Source organism: Flavobacterium sp. DG2-3, from assembly GCF_030730925.1.
Lineage (GTDB): Bacteria > Bacteroidota > Bacteroidia > Flavobacteriales > Flavobacteriaceae > Flavobacterium.
In genome coordinates, this window is record NZ_JAVAMB010000006.1 from 185,330 (window position 1) to 205,796 (window position 20,467).

13 protein-coding genes are annotated in these 20,467 nt (G+C 34.4%); 7 read left to right on the forward strand and 6 right to left on the reverse strand.

What is annotated here, in order from left to right; all coding sequences use genetic code 11:
* Nucleotides 1–163 precede the first annotated feature (163 nt).
* Nucleotides 164–1,324, reverse strand: a complete 1,161-nt coding sequence (locus Q9Q97_RS10845; RefSeq protein ID WP_306156865.1) for an MFS transporter — start codon at nt 1,322–1,324, stop codon at nt 164–166.
* A gap of 219 nt (nt 1,325–1,543) precedes the next feature.
* On the opposite strand from Q9Q97_RS10845, the gene Q9Q97_RS10850 reads away from it, so the two are divergent.
* From Q9Q97_RS10850 to Q9Q97_RS10875, 6 genes are all read left to right on the forward strand, one after another.
* A complete protein-coding gene (locus Q9Q97_RS10850) occupies nt 1,544–3,865 on the forward strand; it encodes a TonB-dependent receptor (RefSeq protein WP_306156867.1) in 2,322 nt (773 codons plus the stop codon).
* Between the two features lie 78 nt (nt 3,866–3,943).
* Nucleotides 3,944–5,095 carry a PepSY domain-containing protein gene (locus tag Q9Q97_RS10855; protein WP_306156869.1) on the forward strand — a complete coding sequence of 384 codons (1,152 nt, stop codon included), beginning with the start codon at nt 3,944–3,946 and terminating at the stop codon, nt 5,093–5,095.
* 99 nt (nt 5,096–5,194) lie between these two features.
* Entirely contained in the window at nt 5,195–5,917 is a 723-nt protein-coding gene (locus Q9Q97_RS10860) for a DUF4198 domain-containing protein (protein WP_306156871.1), read from the forward strand.
* A gap of 231 nt (nt 5,918–6,148) precedes the next feature.
* Entirely contained in the window at nt 6,149–8,449 is a 2,301-nt protein-coding gene (locus Q9Q97_RS10865) for a TonB-dependent siderophore receptor (protein ID WP_306156873.1), read from the forward strand.
* 135 nt (nt 8,450–8,584) lie between these two features.
* Complete coding sequence (locus Q9Q97_RS10870; protein ID WP_306156875.1) at nt 8,585–9,901, forward strand: APC family permease; 1,317 nt, start codon at nt 8,585–8,587, stop codon at nt 9,899–9,901.
* 60 nt (nt 9,902–9,961) lie between these two features.
* Complete coding sequence (locus Q9Q97_RS10875; protein WP_306156877.1) at nt 9,962–10,588, forward strand: hypothetical protein; 627 nt, start codon at nt 9,962–9,964, stop codon at nt 10,586–10,588.
* Nucleotides 10,589–10,649: 61 nt separating this feature from the next.
* On the opposite strand, the gene Q9Q97_RS10880 is transcribed toward Q9Q97_RS10875, so the two are convergent.
* On the reverse strand, nt 10,650–13,283 hold the full coding sequence (locus tag Q9Q97_RS10880) for a valine--tRNA ligase (protein WP_306156879.1): 2,634 nt from the start codon (nt 13,281–13,283) through the stop codon (nt 10,650–10,652).
* Between the two features lie 285 nt (nt 13,284–13,568).
* Here Q9Q97_RS10880 and Q9Q97_RS10885 point away from each other — a divergent pair, with 285 nt between their 5' ends.
* Entirely contained in the window at nt 13,569–13,949 is a 381-nt protein-coding gene (locus Q9Q97_RS10885) for a DUF1573 domain-containing protein (RefSeq protein ID WP_008462293.1), read from the forward strand.
* Between the two features lie 150 nt (nt 13,950–14,099).
* Here Q9Q97_RS10885 and Q9Q97_RS10890 read toward each other — a convergent pair whose 3' ends face one another.
* The 4 genes from Q9Q97_RS10890 to Q9Q97_RS10905 all read right to left on the reverse strand — a co-directional run bounded on the left by Q9Q97_RS10890 (nt 14,100) and on the right by Q9Q97_RS10905 (nt 20,376).
* Complete coding sequence (locus tag Q9Q97_RS10890; RefSeq protein ID WP_306156881.1) at nt 14,100–14,576, reverse strand: hypothetical protein; 477 nt, start codon at nt 14,574–14,576, stop codon at nt 14,100–14,102.
* A gap of 63 nt (nt 14,577–14,639) precedes the next feature.
* Entirely contained in the window at nt 14,640–16,769 is a 2,130-nt protein-coding gene (locus Q9Q97_RS10895; protein ID WP_306156884.1) for an OmpA family protein, read from the reverse strand.
* A gap of 10 nt (nt 16,770–16,779) precedes the next feature.
* Nucleotides 16,780–17,706 (reverse strand): type IX secretion system membrane protein PorP/SprF, encoded by a 927-nt coding sequence (locus Q9Q97_RS10900; RefSeq protein ID WP_306156886.1) that lies wholly within the window; start codon nt 17,704–17,706, stop codon nt 16,780–16,782.
* Nucleotides 17,707–17,739: 33 nt separating this feature from the next.
* On the reverse strand, nt 17,740–20,376 hold the full coding sequence (locus Q9Q97_RS10905) for a gliding motility-associated C-terminal domain-containing protein (RefSeq protein ID WP_306156887.1): 2,637 nt from the start codon (nt 20,374–20,376) through the stop codon (nt 17,740–17,742).
* Nucleotides 20,377–20,467: the final 91 nt, after the last annotated feature.

Consider the following 20,467-nt stretch of genomic DNA (forward strand, 5'->3'; position numbering starts at 1 on the left):
CTTTGCGAGATTAAAAAAACTTCGTGTCCTAGCGCCTTCATGGCAAAACGGAAACTCAGAATCTTAGCAACTTAAATTAAACAAAAAAACTTTGTGCCTTAGCGTCTTCGTGGCAAAAAACCTTAGACCCTCAGCATCTCATCACCTTAGAAGCTTAAAAAAATCACTCATTCTCCCCTATCTTATTCACCATAAAAATCATCAGAATTCCTAGAAGTGCCATAATTAGAAAGGCCCATTTCATGCTTAAATATTCGGAGATAAAACCCACCATTGGCGGAACGAGTAAAAATCCTAAATAACCAATTGTAGATATAGAAGTTAAGGCCGAACCACTGCTCAATTTTGAAGATCTTCCAGCAATACTAAATACTAGCGGAACTACACAAGAAACTCCAAAACCGATTAAAACATATCCAAAAATAGTTGGATACGCATACGGCAAAATAAAGCAAACGCCGAAACCAACTGTTATTAATATACCGCTATAAAGCAGGATTTTTTTAGTTCCAAATTTCATTACTCCATAATCACCAAAAATACGTCCTAATGTCACTGCCGATGCAAAAAAGACAAACGCGGCACTCGTTAATTTTGGAGAAGCTTTTAGAATATTTTCGAAGTAAATTCCGCTCCAGTCGTACATCGTGTTTTCGCACGCCATAGAGACGAAACAAATCATAGCAAATTTTATCAGATTCTTTTCTGGCATTGAGAAAAACTTCTTCTTAACCGGAACAGGTTCATTATGAATGCTCATCGGATAAAAACAAGCCGTTAGCGCCAGCATAAAAATACTCACTCCCAATAAATGATGTGATGGTGCAATTTTCTGTGTAACCATAACATAGCCTAAACCCGCTCCCGAAAAAACGGCAATACTCCAAACGGCATGAAAACGCGTTATAATCGATTTTGGATACAATTTCTGCACTTCAAGAGACTGCGCATTTATAGATAAATTGAAAATATTACGAGAAGCTCCAAAAAATAAAAGTATAATAACCAGCTGCCACACAAATGCCGCCAATCCAGGCAAAGACAGCGCCACATTAAACATAACGGCTCCTAAAAGCATAATATAACGGCTGCTGTATTTGTTTAACAGCTTTCCTGTAAACGGCATCGTTAGCATCAACCCTATCGGAAAAGCGAATAAAACCGCTCCAAATTCAGCTTCAGACAAATGCAATTGTGCTTGTATATGTGGAATTCTCGAAACCCAAGAAGAATAGCCAAAACCCGAAAGGAAGAAAAAAACAGTGTTGGCAATACGATATCCTCTAGGCGTATTTTGAATCTTTTTAAAGAATGGTAAAATCATGAAGTCATTTTTCAGACTGCAAAATTAAACCTTTTTAAAATTTATCTCACTAGAATTTCTATTAAGAATTTTTATTAAATCATTCAAAAGCGAGCATTTAACAATTTAGCCTATAAATGCTAAAAATAAAAATTGTTAAGATTAATTTAATTTTTACATTTGCACTGTTTTTATTTATTCTAAATAAGAACAGATTTATAAACCAATTAAAAAGTACCAATGAATTACCTCAGTTTGAAAACTTCTCGTTTTCTATTTTCTATCAGTTTTTTATTTTCGTTCTTATCTGCCTTTGCACAAAACCACGGAAAAATTAAAGGAACCATTACTACTTCTGACAGCGAACCTGCTGCTGGCGTAAATATTATTCTTAAAAACTCTAAATATGGCACCATTTCTAATGATGATGGTAGCTTTGATTTTAACAAAGTAAGAGCCAATACGTATACACTTCAAGTTTCTTTAGCCGGTTACGAAACTGCAGAAACTGAAGTTGTGGTTACAGAAAACGAAACTTCGACAGTTACGCTACAGCTTAAAGTTTCGAACAAAGAATTAAAAGAAGTTATTATCAGCAGTCCGAAAAGCCTTGTTTCTAAAAAAACAGACTATGTAGCCAGAATGCCACTTAAAAACCTTGAAAATCCACAGGTTTACAGCGTAATTCATAAAGAATTATTGCAAGAACAAGTTGCTGTAGATATTAGAAGCGCGGTTCAAAATGCTCCTGGTGTAGTTTCTATCAGCTATCCATCTGGAGGTGTCGGCGTAATTTTTAGAGGTTTCTCTACGGGAATAAATGCTAGAAACGGAATGGAAACGGTTTCTGGCCGTTCTTCTGTCGATCTTGGAAACGTTGAACGTATCGAGGTATTAAAAGGTCCGTCTGGAACTTTATTTGGGTCTACGGTATCTTCATTTGGCGGTGTAGTAAATTTAGTAACTAAAAAACCTCATGAAACAACAGCTGCAGAAGTGTCTTACACTACTGGAAGTTACGGATTAAACAGACTTACTGCTGATGTCAATACGCCTTTAAACAAAGACAAAAGTGTATTATTTAGAATAAACATGGCGGTTAACAGAGAGAAAAGTTTTCTTGATTATGGTTTTAATAATGCTTTGCTTTTTGCACCAAGTCTTACTTATAAAGCATCAGAAAAACTGACTTTCAACATCGATGCTGAACTTTATAATGTAAACAATACAAGACGTACTTATAATACTTACGGGGCAACTTCTGGAATTACAAATCCAAATGATTTGAAAATCGATTACAGAAAATCGATGTTCCATGATGATAATGATGCTAAAACAAAAGCAACTAAAGTTTTTGCACAAGCAGAATATGAAATTTCAGAAAACTGGAAATCTACAACTGTTTTTTCATTTGTTGGCGAAGATGTAGAACGCAGCTATCAGAGTTATGCTGTATGGAGTTCTCCGACTCAAGTAGCAAGAAGAGTTGGACTTTGGGGGCCAATTTACAACAACTACACTAACATTCAGGAAAACTTAAACGGTAAATTCTCTACTGGAAGCATTAAACATAAATTCCTTGCTGGTATAAACTACAGACTTTACAGTGGTGCTTTTTCAGGAGGAACTACTTTTACCCTTGATAATATTGATGTTACTACTCCCTTCTCTCCTATTAGAAGAAAAGCGGTAGATGCTGGTCTCGTTCTTACGACTTCTCCACTTGCAGATCAAAAAACATTTAGTGTATACGCATGCGACGTAATCAATTTTACAGATCGTCTTTCGGCTATGTTAAGCTTACGTTTGGATAATTTTGACCGTGAAAAAGTGGGAACCGTTGAAGGCTACAACCAAACTGCTCTGGCTCCAAAATTAGGATTGGTTTATGAAATCGTTAAAGACCAAGTTTCTGTATTTGGAAATTATATGAATGGTTTCCAAAACATGCAGCCCGTAACACAGCCAGATGCAACCCAATTAGTTTTAGATCCTATTTATGCAGTACAATATGAAGGAGGAATTAAAGCCGAAGCATTCAATAAAAAATTGACTGGTTCTGTAAGTTATTACAATATTACAATCGATAATGCAACGAGAGTTAACGCATCTGGTTTTACAGAACAGGATGGAAAACAAGTCAGTAAAGGTTTTGATTTTGAATTGATGGCAACTCCAATCAACGGATTGAGCATTGTGGCCGGATATGGTTATAACGATAACAGAATTGTAAAAGCTTCTGATGCGACAATTGAAGGGAACAAAGCAACTGGTTCTCCTGAAAACGTGGTGAACTTCTGGACCTCATATACCTTCCAAAACAAACTAAAAGGTTTAGGGTTAGGTTTTGGTGCCAACTATGTTGATGATAATTTCTTTACAGCCGATAATACTTTTTATATGCCATCTTACACTACTCTAAATGGATCTGTTTATTATGATCGTACATCTTGGAGAGTTGGTTTGAAATTTAATAATATTACTAATGAAAGATACTGGGATTTCTGGGGAACTTCTCAAGCTCCAACCAATATTCTGGCTAGTTTAACAATTAAATTTTAAGACTAAATTTAAAATTAAATAATAAAAGCACCTCTAATACATCATGAGGTGCTTTTTTGATAACAAGGAGTTTCGAAAATGACATTTAAAAATTATATAAAAAAAATACATTTATGGCTCGGATTATCTTCTGGGATAATCGTAATAATATTGGGAATTACAGGCTGTTTGTATTCTTTTGAAGAAGAATTGCGTCCTATCATTCATGACTACTATTATGTAGATCAGGTTAAAAATAAAAAACTGCCAATAAGCCAATTAATAGCAATTGCTCAAGAGGCAAACAAGAAAATACATCCTAATCAGACACTTTCTGGAGGCAGAATACTAAATGATGATAAGCGAACGGTTATTATCTGGTTTTTTGAAGAATCAGACAAAGATGCGATCTGGTACTGGAATCAGTATCAAAATACGTATGTTTATATTGATCCTTATACGGGAAATATTAAAAAATTTGAAAACTACAATTCTGAGTTTTTTGTGTTTGTGCGAATGCTACATCAGACACTTTGCTTTAACAGTAAAATTGGAGATCCTATTACAGGAACTGCAACCATTATCTTTATCATTTCTTTAATTACAGGTTTGATTCTCTGGTGGCCAAAAAATAAAAGCGCGGTCAAACAGCGTTTTTGGTTTCAATGGAAAAACACCACAAAATGGAAACGCAAAAATTACGATCTGCATAATATTCTAGGATATTATATGTTGATTTTTGCTTTAATAATTGCTCTGACAGGATTAGTTTGGGCTTTTGAATGTTACGATAAAGGAGTTCAATGGCTTTTTAATGGTGGAAAAACAATCAAAAAAGAAAAACTAGTTTCTGATACCACACAATATTCTAAAAATACAGCTACAGATAAAATATATGCTGCAACAGTAAAGGCAAATCCGAAAGCAAAAAGCTTTTATTTGTTCCTTCCAAAAGAAGAAGATTCATTAGCCACTTTTCAAACTTTTGTGAGATACAAAAACCGTTTTGATGATATCTCAATGGATTTTGATCAATCTACTGCCAAACTTCTTAGAGTTACCACTTACAAGGATAAAAGCGGTGGCGAAAAATTTAGATTCTTAAATTATGATCTTCACGTTGGCAGCATTCTCGGATTTCCAGGAAAAGTCCTTGCTTTTTTTGCCAGTCTGGTTTCTGCAAGTTTACCCATAACTGGTTTATTAATTTGGTGGGGGCGAAAAAATAAAAAGAAAATGAGTTCTAGATAGTTCATTTAATACTAAGCTTTTTAAAGTTTTATTTTTAATTGTTCTAAATAAGCCTTATGTTTGTAAAAAATATCATTCTAATAATTTAAACTTGATCTTATGAAATCAAATACTTTTAAAATCATAGCTTTTTTCTTTGTAATGCTGACATCAGCTCCAATGTTTGCACACGCTCTTTGGATCGAAACTAAAGCTACTGGAACAAAAGGTAAAGCTCAGGAAATTTCTATTTATTTTGGAGAATTCTCTGATAATGACATTACGAAAGCTGACAAATGGTTTTCTGATTTGAAAAATTTCAGCTTAATTGTGGTAAGCCCATCAAAAAAAGAAACGAAACTAACTGCAAAAGCTTTAGAAAATAAATATCAAGCATTCTTTACTCCAACAGAAGATGGCGTTTACACGATTGTAATGCAGCACACTGTAGGAGATGTTTACGGAACTATGAAATTAGATTATAATTCTAGTGCAAATGTTGTGGTTGGAAACAAAAATGCTGGAAATAATATCGCAGCAAATTCAAACAAAATTGCTGTTTTCTCTGAAAATGCAGATGTTGCAAAAAAAGATACAAAAGTAACTGGAGTTGCTTCTTATGATGGTGCTATCGCTAAAGAAGCTAAAATCAAAGTTATTGCTCCAAACGGATGGGAAAAAGAATTATGGACAAATGATAAAGGAGAGTTCTCTTTTACTCCAATCTGGTCTGGAAATTATATGGTTGAATACGCTCACACAGACAAAGCTTCTGGTGAACATAACGGAAAAAAATACGACGAAATCTGGAAAATGGCTACTTACCAAATTGCAGTAAAATAATTTAGAAGAAACTCATTCTTAGATTTTTTTTCAATTTAAAAAACCTTGCTTCACGGCAAGGTTTTTTTGCTTTTAACTACAAAATTAAAATAACATTGAAAAATTCTTAAGCAAATCTTAAGAAAAGAATAAGGAAGGTTTAAGCAAGAAAACGCCCTCTAAATTTCCTTAACACATTCATGCAATTGTATATTTGCGCCGATCTATTTTTATTGAATCTAAATAAATACCATGAAATACAATTTACTATTTGCATTAGGATTATTAAGTTTTGTCTCTTATGGTCAAGACTATTCAAACTCTGAATCTGCTTCATCTGTAAACGATACCGTTAAGAATAAAAAAGGAGAAACTTTAAATGAAGTAGTCGTTACTAAAACCAAAGAACCAAAACCAGTAACAGCAGTTCGCTCTGGATTAAAACCAATGGACAATCCGCAATCTATACAAGTTATTGGTTCTGAAATTATCGAACAACAACAAGCTATTAGATTAAGCGAAGTACTTAAAAATGCCAATGGAGTTTATGTGAGCTCTGCACGTGGTGGCGCACAGGAATCTTTTTTCTCAAGAGGCTATGATATGTCTGCCAATAATATGTTTAAAAACGGATTCCGTTACAATTCAGGATCAATTCCTGATGTTTCGGGTCTAGATAAGGTAGAGTTTTTAAAAGGTAGTTCTGCCCTATTGTTTGGAAATGTCGCTCCAGGAGGAATTTTAAACTTAGTTACCAAAACTCCTCAGTTTAAAAGCGGTGGAGAAATCTCTATGCAAATAGGAAGCTACGCGTATTACAAACCTGCATTTGATTTTTATGGAGGTCTTAATAAATCAATTGCATTTAGAATTAACGGTTCTTACGAAAACTCAGAAAGCTTTAGAGATGTCGTAAAAAATAAACGTTTCTACATTAATCCATCTTTACTTTTTATTGTGAATCCAAAAACTCAAATTACGGTTCAAGGAGATTATCTAAGCGCAGACTGGACACCCGATTTTGGAACTGGAATTATCGGAAAAGAAATTCTTGATCTTCCGCGCAGTGCTTTCTACGGATCGCTTTGGTCAAATGGTAATACAAAATCTGCTAGTGCATCGGTATTATTAAATCATGATTTCAACAAAAATTGGAGATTAAACTTCAACTCTTCTTTCCAAAATTTTGATAGAGGAAGTTATTCTACCGCACAATTATCCGGTTTAGACACTTATCCAACTCCTGGTGATTGGAATAGAGGTTTAACAAAGAACAAAAACTTAGAGCAAATCTTTGGAGACCAATTAAGTCTGCAAGGAAATTTTAATACTGGATCTGTAAAACATCAGATTTTTACAGGTGTAGATTGGGAAAACTCATTTGCGACCGCTTATACTTTTACATTTGACGAGAAATATGTTATTACTGGAACAAAAGATGGCAAATCAGTTTACGGACCAACTCTTTATGATACTATAAATCTATTTACTTTTGATCCCGGGAATCAAAGAATGGATATTCCGACAACCGATAGAGCCACTCAAATCACAAAAACAGACACCAATCGTTTTGGGGTTTATTTTCAGGATTTTATCTCGATTACAGACAAATTTAAAGTCTTAGCAGGTATCAGATGGTCTTGGCAAGAAGCAGAAGTGAGCACTTATAAAGAAACTAAAACAGGCGCAGGAAATCCGCAAGATGCAGTCCCAACAATTACACCGAAACGTTTAGACAATGCATTTTCTCCAAAAGCAGGATTAGTGTATCAGCCAACAAAAGACATTTCGATATTCGGAAGCTATTCAACTTCTTTTACACCAAATACAGGAACAACTGTTGACTTGCAGCCTATTGAAGCTTCCATTATCGATCAATATGAAGCTGGTGTAAAAACAGATTTCTTTAAAGGTTTATTAAGCACAAATGTTACGGTTTACCAAATTACAAACAGCAACTTGGCACAAATGGCACCTTACAAAGCTGATGGAACAGATAATTTAGATGCTAATATTAAAATGTTAAGCGGAGAAACTAAAAGTAAAGGTGTCGAAGTTGACGTTACAGCAAGACCTGCAGATGGTTTAAACATTATTGCAGGATACAGCTATAATGATATGCGCTACACTAAAACTTCAGGATTAAACGGAAGTTTTGTACAAGGAGATCGCGTAGCAAGAACGCCTTTAAATACAGCTAACTTGAGTTTCTTCTATACTCTGCAGTCAGGATTCTTTAAAAATGTTTCTTTTGGCGCAATTGGAAATTATGTCGGAGACCGTTTAGGCGGATGGAATGATGATTATGTTTGGACAGAAAACAAACCTGCAACAAATCCGAAAACGTATACTGTAACCATTAGAGATCGTGATATTCCGCTAGAAGGCTATGTTACCATTGATGCCTCTCTTGGGTATACTTGGCAAAAATTCTCGATTCTGTGCAAATTATCAAACATTACAAACACCTTAAATTATACGGTTCACGAGAACTATAGTGTGAATCCGATCGCTCCTCGTCAGGTTATGACAAGCTTGCGTTACAAGTTCTAAAAATATTGAATTAGATTTTTTTATCCCAAGATTTTCCTGAAAACAGAAAAGTCTTGGGATTTTTATTTTAAGTGTTATACTAATTCAATTAACACTATTTTTGTTTGAAATTATATCCCTAAAAACTAACTCGAAATGTCAGATTCCAAGAAAAACCAATTGCAAAAAAGTTTAGGCCTAAGTTTTAATATTGCCGTTTTGATAGGAGGAACAATCGGTGTCGGAATTCTAAGAACGCCTGGAACAATTGCAGAAATGCTCAATAATTACTGGCTTATTTTGGCTTCTTGGCTTTTTGGCGGTTTGTATGTTTTACTGGGAGCCAATTCGTATTCTGAATTGGCGACAATGTTGCCAAAAGCAGGAGGATCTTACAACTACATCAAACGAGCTTTGGGCGAATATGCAGGATTTCTTTCTGGCTGGTACGATTATATCGTAAATGCTATTCCGCCTGCTTTTTATTGTATCGTAATTAGCGAATACACGATTATTTTATTTCCTCAATTAGCCAATTATTCTACAGTTTTATCCATTTCCTTATTGGTTGCATTTGTATTGCTCCATTTAAGCGGTGTCAAAAACGGAAGCGTGATTCAGCAAATTACCAGCTTATTGAAAGTTATTTGCTTTGTGGCTTTGGTCGTAGCTTGTTTTATGTATTCTGGCGTTGAAGTTCCGCCAATAAAAACAGATAATTCCATCTTTCAAATCGGACTTATTTTTGGATTTTTTAAATCTTTACAGCTCATTATAGGGACTTACAACGGTTGGAATGCCGTTTGTTTTTTTGCCGAAGAAAATGATGATCCGAGCAAAAATATTCCTAAATCCTTATACAGTGGCGTTTTATTGGTTGTGGCCATTTATATTTTGGTAAATGCAGCATTTTTTCATGTTCTGCCAATCGAGACTTTAGCAAAATCCAATCTGGCTGCAGCCGATGTGGCAAAAATTCTTTTTGGCGAAAACGGAGCCAAAATCGTAACAGTAATTTCGATTTTTTCTTTAATCAGTATTCTAAATGCTTTTATGATGATTCCGCCGAGAATCCTTTACGGATTAAGCCGTGACGGATTTTTTATCAAACAAGGAACACAAGTCAATAAAGGCGGAACACCAATTGTAGCACTTTTAGTTTCGTCACTTTTCAGTTTATTTTTAATTTGCATCGGCTCTTTTGAAGTACTTTTTTCTTTCGCTGCTTTTATCTCCATAATCGTTTGGGGATTGGCTTATTATTCTCTTTTAAAATTAAGAACCCAAGAACCAGACTTACCAAGACCTTATCACTCGTTTTGGTATCCTTGGTCCACAATAATTGCTATTATATTTTCAATCGCATTACTTGGAGGATTCATTTACAGTGATCCTATTAGTTTTATTATTATCGTTGGAATTGCTGTGGTTTCTTATCCTTTGTTTTTGGTTTTGAGGAAAAATAAAAAATAATACAAAACTTACAATTATTTTTAAATTTGCTAGAATGTATTACCTTTACATTTTAGAATAATGAAATATGAATTACAACTTATCATTTCAGGAAAGAGCGAAGTTAAGCATGGAGCAATTATCCAAGCAGCAACCAGTTACCTTAGAAGAAGCCAAAGCTCAAGTGAAGTGGTTAAAGAATTCAAGCACTTCAAAAAACAAGAAACAGAAGCCTTAATTAGGTTTGCAAATAAAAATAATCTTTGGGTATTAGATATTAATCCTGAAAACTATGTTTCTGAAGGAGCCGAACAAAAGGTTTACTTAAAAGATGGAAAAACTGTCCTTAAACTAAACGACTCTATTTATTACTCTTCGTGGATTGATTACTTCAACAATCTTTTACTAAACAATTTCTTTTTTCCTGATACTGCTTATAACCTATTAGGCTTTTATCAAAATGAAGACATTTTATATGCAGTTGTAGAACAGCTTTTTGTAAAAGCTACTGAAAAAACCGATTTAGAAACTGTTAAAAGTTTTATGTCTTCAAATGGTTTCCAAAACACAAAAAACAACGATTATTTCAATCCAGACTTAGGAATAATTCTTGAAGATCTTCATGATGAAAATGTGCTTACAGAAAATGGTATATTGAAGTTTATAGATACCGTTTTTTATATCCAAAACTCCTTTTACCAAATATAAAAACCCGACACTTTAAAAAACTGTCGGGTTTACTTTTATTGAATAAACTAAGTTTAAATTTTTATCTCAAACCAGCCAAACTCTGCTCGATTGTAGCAATTTTTGCTAAAGCATCGGCTTGTTTTTGCTTTTCAAGATTTAATACTTTCTCTGGAGCTCCGTTTACGAATTTCTCGTTAGAAAGTTTTGCTTCAACCGATTTCAAGAAACCTTTTGTATAATTTAATTCTTCTTTCAGTTTTGCAATTTCAGCTTCAACGTCAATGTTTCCAGTTATCGGAATGAAATATTCATTTGATTTTACACGGAAAGACAATGCGCCGTCCACTTTTTCAGATACATATTCGAAAGCAGAAACATTTCCTAATTTCGTAATGATAGAATCGAAATACGTTGAAACATTTTCGCTGTTGATTCCTTTTAATTCGATTGCATCTTTAAACGGAATATTTTTGTCTTTACGAATTGTTCTAATTCCAGAAATTACTTCAATTGAGTTTTCAAAATCAGCAATTAATTTAGCATCAAAAGATTTTACTTCTGGCCAAGTCGAAACAATTAAAGCTTCTTCTGGAGTTCTTTCTGCAATTAACTGCCAGATTTCCTCTGTCAAGAAAGGCATAAACGGATGAAGCAATTTCAAGTTGTTTTCTAACATTTCGATCGCTTTCGCGAAAGTTACGCTGTCAATTGGCTGTTGGTATGCTGGTTTGATCATTTCTAAGAACCAAGAACAGAAATCATCCCAAACTAATTTGTAGATCGCCATTAATGAATCTGAAATTCTATATTTCTCGAAATTATCTTCAATATCAACTAATGTTTGTTGCAACTTCGCTTCGTACCATTCGATTGCTACTTTTGATGATTCTGACTGCGGAATAGAATCTGAAACTTCCCAACCTTTAATCAGTTTAAAGGCATTCCAAATCTTGTTTGAAAATGCTTTTCCTTGGCTGCATAATTCTTCATCAAACATGATATCGTTTCCTGCAGAAGCACTTAAAAGCAATCCCACACGAACTCCGTCTGCACCAAATTTATCGATCAAATCTAAAGGATCAGGAGAATTTCCTAATGATTTAGACATTTTACGACGTTGTTTATCACGAACTAATCCGGTCAAATAAACATTGGTAAATGGTTTTTCACCCGCATATTCGTAACCAGCAATAATCATTCTGGCAACCCAGAAAAACAAAATATCTGGACCTGTAACCAAGTCGTTTGTTGGATAATAATATTTAAAATCTGGACTCTCAGGATCCATAATTCCACCAAAAACAGACATTGGCCATAACCAAGACGAGAACCAAGTATCTAGGGCATCAACATCTTGTTTTAAGTCAGATGTCGTAAGTGAAATGTTAGATGTCTTTTCTTGTGCTAATTTTAATGCGTCTTCGATATTTTCTGCAACAACGAAATCTTCTTTTCCGTCTCCGTAATAATACGCTGGAATTTGCTGCCCCCACCATAACTGACGAGAAATATTCCAATCACGAATGTTGTTTAACCAGTGCGCATAAGTGTTTTCGAAACGTTTTGGATGTAATTTAATATCTCCCGTTTCTAAAACCGATTTAATTGCTGGTTTTACCAATTCTTCCATTTTCAAGAACCATTGGTCAGATAATCTTGGTTCGATTACTGCTTTTGTTCTTTCAGAAGTTCCTACTTTATTTAAGTGGATTTCTGTTTTTGCTAAAGCGCCGATTTCTTCCAGTTCTTTTTCAATTTCCTTACGAACAACAAAACGGTCTTTTCCTTGATAGTGTAATCCGAAGCTATTTAAAGTTGCATCTTCATTAAAAATATCAACGATTTCAAGATTGTGTTTTTCACCCAAAGTCTTATCGTTCATATCGTGTGCAGGCGTAACTTTCAAACATCCTGTTCCGAATTCAACATCAACATATTCGTCTTCGATAATTGGAATTACTCTGCCACAAATTGGAACAATCGCTTTTTTACCTTTTAAATGTGTAAAACGCTCATCGTTCGGATTGATACAAATAGCAGTATCTCCAAAGATAGTCTCAGGACGTGTTGTTGCAATGGTCAAGAAATCTTCTGAACCTTCAATTTTATATTTTAAGAAAAATAATTTTCCTTGCTGTTCTTCGTAAATTACTTCTTCGTCAGAAAGAGTAGTTTTCGCTTCAGGATCCCAGTTTACCATTCGGTAGCCACGGTAAATTAATCCTTTGTTGTATAAATCAACAAAAGAGCGAATTACAGAAGCAGACATATCTGGATCCATAGTAAACTTAGTGCGTTCCCAATCGCAAGAAGCACCTAATTTCTTAAGCTGTTCTAAGATTGTTCCACCGTATTTATCGGTCCATTCCCAAGCATGTTTTAGGAATTCTTCACGGGTCAAATCATTTTTATTGATTCCTTCTGCTTTTAATTTTGCTACCACTTTTGCTTCAGTTGCAATAGAAGCGTGATCTGTTCCTGGAACCCAACAAGCGTTGAATCCTTTCAAACGTGCACGACGAATTAAAACATCTTGAATCGTATTATTCAGCATATGTCCCATGTGAAGGACTCCAGTGACGTTTGGCGGCGGGATTACAATGGTGTACGGCGTTCTATGATCTGGTTCTGAATGAAAATAATTATTTTTCATCCAGTAATCATACCATTTACTCTCAATCGTCTTAGCGTCAAATTGTGCTGGAATTGTCATTTATATATGTTTAATCGTTTATTTGTTTAACCGTTTATCGGTTTTATCGTTGGCTTTAAATTGACTTATCTAATTGTTTTTCTGCTTTAAAAAAAATCATTTACATATTAATCCATGCGATTAAACAAATAAACGATTAAACAGTTAAACAAAAATTTGGTTCAGTTTTTGTATTTATAACTGACAGCAAAAGTAAATAATTAAGTAGACTATAAAAAGCGAATTAATAATTTGTGTGTTAATTAAAAGAATGTATATTTACTTACAATTAAAAACTAATTTCATATGAAAAATGCAGCCTCTTTTATTGCAGTCTTATTGTTTAGCGCGATAAGTTATGCACAAAACGGCCCAAAAATTGAATTTGCAGCCCCTGATAATACAATTGATTATGGAAAAATTTCTAAAAGTGACAATGGGCTTCGTTCCTTTGAATTTACCAACACCGGAGATGCTCCTTTATTAATTACAGGCGCAGAATCTACAGTAAGTTCGATCATTGTAACCAAACCTGCGGCAGCAATTATGCCGGGCAAAAAAGGAAAAATAGATGTAAAATATAATATGGTTGCAGGACCTATTCGTAAAACAATTACTGTTGAAACAAATGCAGTAAACTATCCTGACGGAAGAGTAGCTCTTAAAATTAAGGGTGAAGTTCAATAAAAAGTCAAATTTTCTAAAATAACAAAAGCCGTTTCTAGATTTAGAAACGGCTTTTTTGTTCTTTTAGTCCTTAGTTTTTTAGTCCCTAGTCCTTAGAAATAGCGCTTAGAAAAAAGACTAAAAAGCTAAGGACTAGGAACTAAGGACTTATTATTTACACTCTGTTTCGTCAAACTTATATTTTACGCTTTCGAAATCAATTGGCTGATCTTTTACTAAATAGGTAACTCCCATTGTGGTTTGCATAACTCCATTTCCTAGAATAAGCTTTTTATCACGTTTTAAAAGAGCCATCGGATTTTTGAATGTTTTATTTCCATTCACATTGTCTTTAAAAGTATAATCTACAAATAAAGTATCGCCGTGAAATTCACCCGCAACTTCTCCCGTTCTAACAGTTGAAGGAGCGACTTTCATCACCATATCTCCAGCTAATTTTCCGTTTTTCAGCGTATTCAGTTTTAAATCTATTGTATCCTTTTCATAAATTGCTTTGTAGCATGCAGAGCTTACTACTGCTTCGCCTTCTGCTTTTACAGCTTCGGCGGCTTTTTGTTTTTCTTCATTTTTACAGCTTTGCAATCCGATAACGGATAAAAGCAAACAAGACAAGGTTAGATTTTTCATAATTTCTTTTATTTCGTTGATCTTATAAAATTAAAGAAAAAAGATTTTCTTCTTACCATAATTTTATAAATTTTTAATTACAAATTCAGACCTTCTGTTCAACTCGTGTTCTTCTTCTGAGCACGATTCGTCTGTTTTGCATTTTATAATTGGCACCGATTCGCCATAACCTTTTGCAGAAACTCTTTTGGCGTCAATTCCAGATTGGATAATAAACTCTCGAGTTGAATATGCTCTTTTCTGAGATAGATCAGCGTTGTATTTTACGCTTCCTCGTGAATCGGTATGCGATCCAATTTCGATTACCATTCCCGGATATTTTTTCATCAGTTCGACAACTCTTCCCAAAATTACTTTTGATTCTTTTCGAATATACCACAAATCGTAATCAAAGTAAATCGGATCTGTTTTAATGATTAAGCGGTCTTTGTCTTTTACAACATCTTTTTCCTTCGCTAAAATTTCTTTTACTTTTTCATTCTTTCTAATTTCGGCCGCAACAATTGCTTCTTCTTTGGCTTTTTTCTCTTTTTGTTTTAATTCAACTGCTGCCAAAGCTTCTTTTTTCTTGTTTTCTTCTTCTATAATAATTTCCTGCTTTCTCTTATTTTCAGCAATTAGTTTTTCTTCCTGTTTGATAACCTCTAAAGATTTCAATGCCAAAGAGCCGTCATTTACTTTGTCTCTAGTTTTGTCTAAAGTCAGTGTTTTTGAAGCGTTGGTATAATTTTCTTTGAAAGCACTAATTTTATACGAAGTCTCACAAGCAACCGTAAAACTGAATTTTCCATCGGCAGAAGTCGTAATAGTATTTAAAGTTTTATTTTCTGAATCCTGCAATAATACGGTAGCGTTTTCAAGAGCCAATTGCGTATCAATATCCGTAATGGTTCCTGCAATAAACTGTTTGCAATCCTCAACAATAAGATCTTTTATTTCTTTAAATTGATAAATATCGTCGCTTCCTTTTCCTCCTTCTCTATTTGAAGCAAAAAAACCTTCTTTGGTATTTGAATCTATATTGAAAGCAAAATCATCTAAATTGGAATTGAGCGGAAGTCCAACATTTACAGGTTTTGAATATTCATTTCCATTAATTTCAGACACAAAAACATCCAAAGATCCGTATCCCAAATGTCCGTCTGACGAAAAATATAATTTATTGTCTGCCGAGGCAAAAGGAAATTGCTCTCTTTTATTGGTATTAATTTCTGGTCCTAAATTTTTCGGAGTGTCAAATGCTCCTTTATTTATATTAACCGAATAAATATCAAAAGAGCCTAAAGTTCCAGGCATGTCTGAAGCAAAATACAATACTTTTTCATCTGCACTCAAAGCTGGATGTTCTACAGAATAATTAGCGCTATTGAATGGAAGCGATGTTACATTTGTCCATTTTCCTTCAACCAATTCTGCTTTAAAAATCTGAAGATTGGAGATTTTCTTATCGTCTTTCTTTTTTCTGCTTCCTTTAGAATTATTTCTAGTGAAATACATCGTTTTGCCGTCTTTTGTAAAAACAGCATTCGATTCGTGCATTCCAGTTTTTAATTCTTTAGCAAAATAATGAACGATAGAATCTGCCGAATTTATATTTTTCAGCGGAATTGTAACCAGATTTAAATAGGTTTCGTTGTCCCACTTGTATTTTTTATCGAATAAACCTGGCTTTAATTTTACTCCTGCAAAAACTAGATCTTGTTTGTATGTAACGGCTCCAAATTCAGAATTTGGTGTGTTTATAGCCAAGTTTTTAATATCAAAACGTTTACCAATTGCAGTAACATTTTCTAGAGTTTTTAATTCTCTTTCAAAATTGAGAATGTCTTCTGAATTATCCGATTTAGCATAATATTCTTTTAAATTGGCATTGGCATCGTCAACAGCATTTGTTGCTTTTAATGTCTGCGCGTATCTGAAATAATATTCCCTGTCCAGATTATTACTGTAATTATTGACTAAAAGACGATAATAACGTTGGGCTTTCACCAAATCATTGGTATAAAAATAAGAATCAGCCAGATTTTTAATGACTTCTTGCGAAGGTCTTTCGTCTGCTAATTTTTGATATAAAATAATGGCTTCGCTGTAATAGGTTTTATCAAAAAAACGTTTTGCTCTCGCCAATTCCTGATCTTGTGCACTTATAAACTGTATTGAAAATACGAATATAATAACGAGTAATTTTTTCATATTTTTCATTTTAGAAGAATCTTGGAGATTTATCAAATCCTTTTCCTAACAAGTCCAAATCAAACAACAGCATAATTTCGTGCGTTCCCGAATTAAACTGTCCGAAGTTTGTAAGCGTGTAATCATAGGCATAACCTACTCTCAGTGTCGGCGTGACATTAATATTGAAAAGCGCGCTTACAGAATCATCAATTCTGTAGGCTGCTCCAAATTCAAATTTTTCGTTATACAAAACATTCGCAGTAACATCTAAAGTTATGGGTGCGCCTTTTACAAATTTGGATAAAAATGCTGGTTTCAGTTTAAGTTTATCATTCATCTGAAAAACATAACCAGCCGTCAAAAAAGTGTGCATTTCTTCAGAACCAAAAGCATTAACTCCCGATTTTTCTTCTATATAATCTGATTTCAGCAAATTCGGAACAGATAATCCCACATAGAGATTATCTCTGAAGTAGTAAGCTCCGACTCCAATATTAGGTTTTGTTGCATTTATATTTTGTGCAAAAGCAAAATCCGTATCAGGATCTGTAAATCTAAAACCATTAAAATTACTTTGCATGGATGAAAATCCCGCTTTTACACCCAAAGACAATTTATCTTTTTTGCTTAATTTTAAAACATACGCAAAATCTGCATAGACATTATTTTCTTTTTTAGCGCCGTCCCCGATATCATCCGAAACAAATGAGATTCCAGCTTCTATTTTGTCTGTAATGGCCGTATGTCCAAAAAAGGTAAATGTTTTTGGAGCACCATAAGCGCCTACCCATTGTGTTCTGTATAATCCTCCAAAATTCATCATGGCGGGAACTCCAGTGGCATACGCAGGATTGATAACACTCATATTATACATATAGTGTGTATATTCTGGGTCTTGCTGCGCAGAAACGGATAAACAGAAAAGGAAATTTATAAGGAGTATTATTTTTTTCATTCGAAAACTATATTAAAAATGTAAAAAAGAGATTTATCGATTTAAATAAAGACGGCCTTGTTTGGGCGGTTTATTGTCTTTATTGAAATGCAGCACATAAAAATAAACTCCGTTGGGCGCGATACCTCCAGCGATACCGCTCTTTTCGTAATTTTTGCCATCCCAAGCTGGTTTATTATTATCTCCTTTATACATTCCATTTCCATATCTGTTATATATTTCTAGTGTATAATTTGGATATAAAAATTCAATATCTTTTATCACAAACGAATCATTTACACCGTCTCCGTTTGGCGAAAATCCGTCTGGAACAAAGAAATCATACTGCTCGACCTCGCAATCCTGCAGTGAAACTTTTACTTCTTTATAATTTTCTGAAAGACATCTTGTAGTTTCGTTTAAATCGTATCCGTAATAAATGGCATTATGAACCAATAATGTTGCTGATGGCAATAAATTCCCGTCTACCGCATCGTACCAGGCAACCGTTGAAGGAACGTTTGTTTTAGCAGACAGATCACTTATTCTCGGATTTGCCAATCCGCAAAAATCTGATGTTTCGGTCATTTCTGGCGCTGGCGTATCATTGATAATTACCGAAATTTTTGCAGGTTCTGAGGTACAGCCCGCTGCAGAAGTTTCTCTAATGAAATAATCTTCTGTTTTTAAAACATAATCAGCAGCAAGTGGAGTTGTTGCTGTCGCCGAATTGTACCATTTGTATTGTATCCCTTTTGGTTCTAAATTAGCAATTACGGCTCCATCAACTTTACAAAACTGCTGATCGATGACGATTGGCGCAGGCGGAATTGGATTTATTAAAAAATCGTCTGTTACATTAATTAAATTGACATCACAATTGGTAACTGTATTGGTTAAACTCAATAATGTAATTTTTGTCGAACCTGTATTTAAAAGCAATTCTGCAGGAATTACAAAATCTAACTTTCCATTTGTCACGGCTTTACTAACAACCTGAACTACTGAAGAATTACTTTCTGACAACATATACGAAATACTAGCGTCGGTTAAATTTCCTAAACCAGAAACTGCTACGGTAACAGGCGCGTTCAAACAGAAATCTTTAACCGCAGCTGTTACCGTTACCGCATTTGGCAACGGATTTATATTTAGATTCCCAGCAACATTAGCCGTGTTTGTACACTGAGGCGCAGGATTTGTAATATTGGTTATACTATAAATGGTAATTACTGATAATCCGCTTCTTGCATTTAGGATTTCTGGAACTACGAAAGAAGCTTTTCCGCCAACCGACTGCATTTCTGCTGTTTCACCTAGAGCCAGATTGTCTCCATTTATATTATAAGAAATACGATAACGACCGTCAAGTAGCTGAGGCGCTGTAACTTGAATTGTTGCATCATCATTTTGACACACAGGAATCGCTGCCAATGTAGCATTATCTAAACGCGGTAACGGATAAATGGTTAAAATTGCCGAAAACGGACTAAAGATATCTGCACATAATCCTTTGCTAGTTGTAGAAACTATGCGGGTAACAGTAATAGTATATTCCCCAACTTGTTTAAAATAAGACGATCGTATTGGAAAATTAAATGTTCCATTTACAAAATTAGCTTTGGCAATTTCAGATCCTGATGCTCCTGGTCCACTAACAGTAAAACTAACATTATATTCTCCATTAGGAATAGGATCGAGTCCTTGCGTAATTTGTGCCGAATAAGTTGCTGTTGCAATTTCAGATTCGCAAATATCTTTACTAACCACAATTTTTGATCCCGTGAAATCAAGTCTTTTTTCAAGCAAAATTTTTACAGTAGCATCTTTGTTTTCGCATATATTGCTGTTAGGCTGAGCCAAAACGGTATATTTATAACTATATTCTCCTGGCCCATAATTATCAAACACTTCTTGAAGATTAATATTATGATCTGTTGGAGAAGTTAATCCTATACCTTCCCAAGTACCTCCTTTGTCCTCTTTTTCCAGCTGGTCAAACAAATCCAAATCGGTATATCCAGCCAAATCGGTAGTTCCGCATAATTCTAAATGTGAAGGTTCTCCTGCTTTTGGACCTCTCAAAATGGTTACTTGTACATTAGTCGATTTTTCATCTGGAGAACATGCCAATACAGCTGGTACGGTGTAGATAAAGTGAAGCGTGGTTTTTTCGTCTATATTTTCAACATCTATTATCGCATTTACGGGTGCGCCCGTGTCGGTTGTCCACCAGCCATTTACGTGAGGAGGCATTACTTTACTGTCAAAAGCTGTAAAAAGATTAAACTTTTTGTCTTCGTTACAAATCGTTGCTTCAGAACCTACTCCAACGTATGCGCCAATTGTAATCGTGACTACAGCTTTATTATCTGTACAGCCAGAAGTTGCCGGAGCGGTGTATGTATAACGATAAGTTCCACCACCCAAAATATACTGCGCATTCAAAATACCCGTAGCTGGATTAAGCCCTTTCAAATTATTATTATCTGTCCATGTCCCACCTGGAACTGGCGAACCTCCTAATAAAGAAAATAAATTTACCGCCTGATAAATCGGATTGGTAACATCGCAAATTAATTCGTTTACGTTGTCATCACCAGCACATTGTGCAGTTAGTTTTGAGGGAAATACAGTAAAAAAAATAAAAAACAATACAAAATGTAGGTAGCTAATGTAGTTTTTTGCCATAGATTAAATTTTTGCTAAACATAAGAAAATATTTAACTAAAAAACTAATTTTTAACAAACTTATTTTCACAAAAAGAACACAAATCTACAT